Source organism: Myroides odoratimimus, from assembly GCF_030326305.1.
Taxonomy (GTDB): domain Bacteria; phylum Bacteroidota; class Bacteroidia; order Flavobacteriales; family Flavobacteriaceae; genus Flavobacterium; species Flavobacterium odoratimimum_A.
The window spans coordinates 1-4599 of record NZ_JACAKB010000062.1; the positions used below are offsets into that span (position 1 = coordinate 1).

Annotated in this window: 5 protein-coding genes; 2 read left to right on the plus strand and 3 right to left on the minus strand. The window is 30.4% G+C overall.

Annotated features, from left to right (window positions below):
- Positions 1-164: helix-turn-helix domain-containing protein (locus HX049_RS18135; RefSeq protein WP_286417775.1), on the plus strand; the 164-nt coding region annotated here is incomplete at its 5' end.
- A gap of 167 nt (positions 165-331) precedes the next feature.
- Here the strand turns inward: HX049_RS18135 and HX049_RS18140 are convergent.
- Positions 332-1453, minus strand: a complete 1122-nt coding sequence (locus HX049_RS18140) for a hypothetical protein (protein WP_115090019.1) — start codon at positions 1451-1453, stop codon at positions 332-334.
- A 203-nt stretch (positions 1454-1656) separates the two neighbouring features.
- On the opposite strand from HX049_RS18140, the gene HX049_RS18145 reads away from it, so the two are divergent.
- Positions 1657-1950 (plus strand): helix-turn-helix transcriptional regulator, encoded by a 294-nt coding sequence (locus tag HX049_RS18145; RefSeq protein ID WP_286417773.1) that lies wholly within the window; start codon positions 1657-1659, stop codon positions 1948-1950.
- Between the two features lie 247 nt (positions 1951-2197).
- On the opposite strand, the gene HX049_RS18150 is transcribed toward HX049_RS18145, so the two are convergent.
- Positions 2198-3481 (minus strand): amidohydrolase family protein, encoded by a 1284-nt coding sequence (locus HX049_RS18150; RefSeq protein WP_286417774.1) that lies wholly within the window; start codon positions 3479-3481, stop codon positions 2198-2200.
- 8 nt (positions 3482-3489) lie between these two features.
- Entirely contained in the window at positions 3490-4137 is a 648-nt protein-coding gene (locus HX049_RS18530; protein WP_435793533.1) for a CPBP family glutamic-type intramembrane protease, read from the minus strand.
- Positions 4138-4599: the final 462 nt, after the last annotated feature.

Sequence of the window (4599 nt, forward strand, 5' to 3'; positions counted from 1 at the left end):
TGGAGCAAATGGGCTACACACAAAATGATTTAGCAGAAATGATCGGATTAAAAAGTAGAGCAAGTGAAATTTTAAATAGAAAGCGAAAATTATCTTTAGAAATGATCCGCACCTTAACCAAAAAATTGCATATTCCTTCAGAAGTTTTAATTCAATCATATTAAAAATAAAGCCTCCCTAAACGGAGGCTTAACTATTTATAAATCCTTTATATATACATCAACTAACTAATAAAAAACCTTCCAAATTAGTTAGCTATATCATTAATGTAAAAAAGATGATGACTTTTAAAAAGAGTCAAAGGTTCTTTGTAGTGCCCTATTATTCTCTATTATAGTGTTTGATTTAGTTCCTCATTTATGTTTGCTCTAGTTAAACCCCAAAAGTGAATGATTTGCCAGACATCTGTTTCTTGATCGATTTGGTGTAAACGTTCTACGAACTTCTCTTGACCTACTTTTTTTATTCCATATTCACAAATTAGCGCCCCTATAAGATAAGGCACTGGTGTTTCATCTTTAATATAAAATCGTTCATAAGGTCTATCGAGATAATGAGCATAGTCGATAGTATGGTTTGCTATATATTTCTTTAACGCTGTTTTATGCCATTGGTAATCATAAAAACCACTTCCTCCGAAATAAGTAGCCATCCCCTCATCGAGAATAGTTGGTAAAAAGGGAAACAATTTTCGCATGTAAATATGAACGATTTCATGGGTATAAGTTTCCGCATTGTTAGCTGAATAGACAATCCCACCTTCTTCAGCAAGTCCTCCGTGCTTGGAGAGATACATATCTGCGTTGTAATCAAATCCTTTTATGTTGAATAGTTCCTTTGCTTCTACACAAGAATAATAAGTAATTGGAATTCGTTGCGTATTAAAAAAAGAAGTTAATCGCTCTATATCTTTTACTTGAGATTCAACTTCTTTCATATCGAGTTTTTTACTAGGAGATATGACATACGTTATATCTCCTTGTCTGTATTTCTGCCAAGACGAGGTAGCAAAATCTGTATAGGAACTAAAATAAATATTCTCATGCGTTTTATTCACCACAATATTATAGATCAGGCGCAGAAAATTCTCTTTGGTTTCAGTATTGTGTCCGATATAAGCAAGTTTGGCTATTATTTTGGTAGGATCATCTGTTGGAAGTAACTCCATCAAAGTGGGTTGATAGAAATGAGAGCCTAACCTCCCAGCCTCTATCCCAACTAACGATCGATAGGGAGAAACAAATCGCTTGAAATCATCTTTATTCCAATAAGCATTATTATAGGGATCCTGATTTTTTGTTTGAAGAAATAGCTTTAACTTTTCTACTATGTCTTTGTTCTGCTCTGTCTGCATTACAGAAGGCGAAATTGAGAGTCTAATTTTATCGTCAATTGTCTGTGCATACAGTGTTCCTGTAATCAATAAAATCAGCGTAAATAAAATTCTTCGCATCCTATAACTTTTTTTTCAAAAATTAAATATAGTAAAATAAAAGCAAGGTGGGGTTTAATACTTATTCCAATTTGTTGTCTATACTTAAGGATGTATAGTAATTTTCAACTTTTCTTAAAGCCAAGTACTACCTAAAAGTACACTGGATGTTCATTGACACCTAGTTAACTGTAGTTTGCTTCTGAATCTAAAAACAATTGATTATGGAGACTATTAAACTTATACTTGAAAAGCTTGATTATCTAGAGCAACTTATCATCTCTAATAACAAAGAAATTCTTTCTGTGGAAGAACTAGAAAAATATACTGGTTTTAAAAAATCGTATATCTATCATCTGGTTCACTACAGTAAAATCCCCTACTCTAAACCTAATGGTAAATACTTATTCTTTCAGAAATCTGAAATTGATGAATGGTTACTTAAAAACAAGTCTTTATCTGATGATCAAATTAAGGCAAAAGCGCGTGAATATGTTTTGAAAAAGAAGAATATTTAGGAGTTTTTTCTTGAATTAAAATGTCGGAGCAAAAAGTTAGGTGTCTTTGGTGGTGAAGGATAACGGAGAATGTAGTACACCTGAAATTTACATTTGGAAAAAAATGTTAGCAAACATAAACTTAAATGCTATATTTTTTATACTTTCTTCGTCTATTGAATTTCACAAATATTCTTGAAATATTGCTACGTCATACCAATAGTTCATAAATTGAAAATAGCATATTTCCATTTAAAAAGTAATCAAACTAATTTGGTTCAATTGATTTTGCAATCTCAGTTAATTTATTTTTATCTAAATAAAACTTATTATAGAAAACCCCTTCGACTTGCTCTAAGGCTTTTAAATTTTCTAATGGATTTTCCTTTACCAAAATAAAATCTGCATCTTTCCCCGAAGCTATAATTCCATAGTTTTCTTTAAAGAATAAAGCAAAATTAGTTGTAGCACTTTGCAATATATCAAAATTGGAAAGCCCCACTTTCTGATACAGTTTCATTTCTTCTAATAAACCAAAACCAGGTACAATAAATTTTGAACTACTATCCGGACTCAATACTAATTTTACACCTTGATCATGTAGTCTCTTAGTCATGTTAAGGCGTTCTTGCATTTCTAAAGCATATTTTTGTTTTTCTGCTTCAAACTCTTCTTTTCCAAGTTTTGTTCTATAATTTGTCGATTTTTCAGCCCAGTCATTTTTAATTCCTTCAGGAATGTATTGCATTCCTCTTTGATTCAGCATTTCATCAACCTCATATTGTCCATAACCAATGGCATACCACTGCATAGTAGGACAAATAAACAATTCCTTTTTCTTAATGTAATTTATCCTCTCCTCAACCTTATCCGGCTCCTCAATTAAACCTCCCAAATGCTCAATAGAAGTATAAAAAGATTGAAAAAGAATATCATCGCCCATCACTCCTTCTTCTACTATAGGGAAATGACCTCCTAAGGGCATATTGTATTTTTTACACGTCTCACTCAATAATTCAAACAAGTGTTGATTTTTTATACTCAAAACTTTAATTTGATCTATACCACTATCCTTTGCTTTTTTAACATAAGAATCGATTTCTTGTTCAGTTAAATCATAACTTCGATGAAAAGGCGGAGCTGTCAAATACAACTTGGGATAATACTGATTCTCATTGTTATACTGTTTTTTTAATTCAACATCTTGCCACTGCCCTCTCATGGAACGCAACTTGGTGATTCCATTAATCAAATTTAATTTCATTACTCGCTCTAACTCCTCCTTATTATCTGGAAAATGAATATGTGCATCTGCCATAGAAGGCAAAAGATAAAAGCCTTTTGCGTCAATTGTATTGTCTGATTCATAAGAAGTCTTAGTCGTTATTTCAATAATCTTCCCATCTTGAATAACAGCAGTCTGATTTCTTAAAATCGTATCATCCTTCATTGTAATAACATTTACATCTTTAAAAATGTAATCTACTTTAGACCTTTGAGCTGTTAAGGTTTGAATCACAGCTAAAAATAAAAATGTACAAAATCTATGCATGGTATATATTAAAAATTAAAAGTCAATACAAAACCTATACTATTAAATAGCATGTGAATCAATATGACTAAGCTAAAATTGTAGTTTAACCGGACATGCGAGTAAATTAATCCTGAAATAAAATAAGGAACTACCACGACCAAGCCACTTAAAAACGACAAACTCTTACTATCATAATTTAACAAATGAAATATAGCAAAAAGAAAAGACATCAAAACTATACTAATGATTTTATAATTCTTCCAATGCGTATTAAGATAAGTGCTATACTTACTGCAAAAACCATAGATCAAGATAAATAGCACACTGGATAGTAAAAGTCTTTGCCAAAAAAAATCTAATGAATCTAACTCCACACCCGTATAAAATGAGTAGAGATAAAGAAATATAATTGTACCCGAAATACTATAATTAATTGGTTTTGCCACTAAAGGCAACCGAAACATACATTCTTCTAATAAGGGGCCTAGTAAACCAACTAAGATGAACATATAAAATCCTGTTCTTTGTCTTAACTCAGCCTTAGAATGATTCATTGGAATATCAATCCAACTATTATCAACACAAACAAATATAATCGCAAGGAAAAATATTTTTACTACAATTAATAGTAAGAGGAATTTTAGGGTTATTTTCATTTTTAGTAAAATCATCATGACTAAAAAAAATAGATTGATTCATTTGTTTATTTGATCGATAACTATCTTTTATAAAATGAAATTATATTATCTTACCATCACAATCTCAAAAACATCAACAAACTACATATTAAATATCAAGTATAAAACTATTTATCTGATCACTTTTTTTGTTTCATCTAATATAATTAGAGCATCTAAATTTTGTAATTGTTTTATTTCAATAAAATCCCCTACTCTAAGACTAATAACGGTATTTATTCTTTCAAAAATCTGAAGTTGATGAATGGTTATTAAAAAAACTTTATCTGATGATCAAATCCAACTACTTCATTAGTGAGTTCATACATCATAAAAAAGAAGAATATTTAGGAGGTTTTGGAAGTAGAGTTGAAAATAGTAGTATATTAGCCCCTAAATAAGCTGGAGTGAAATTAGTAAATTAATTACATAACTTTGGACTTATGAAATACAAGAAAT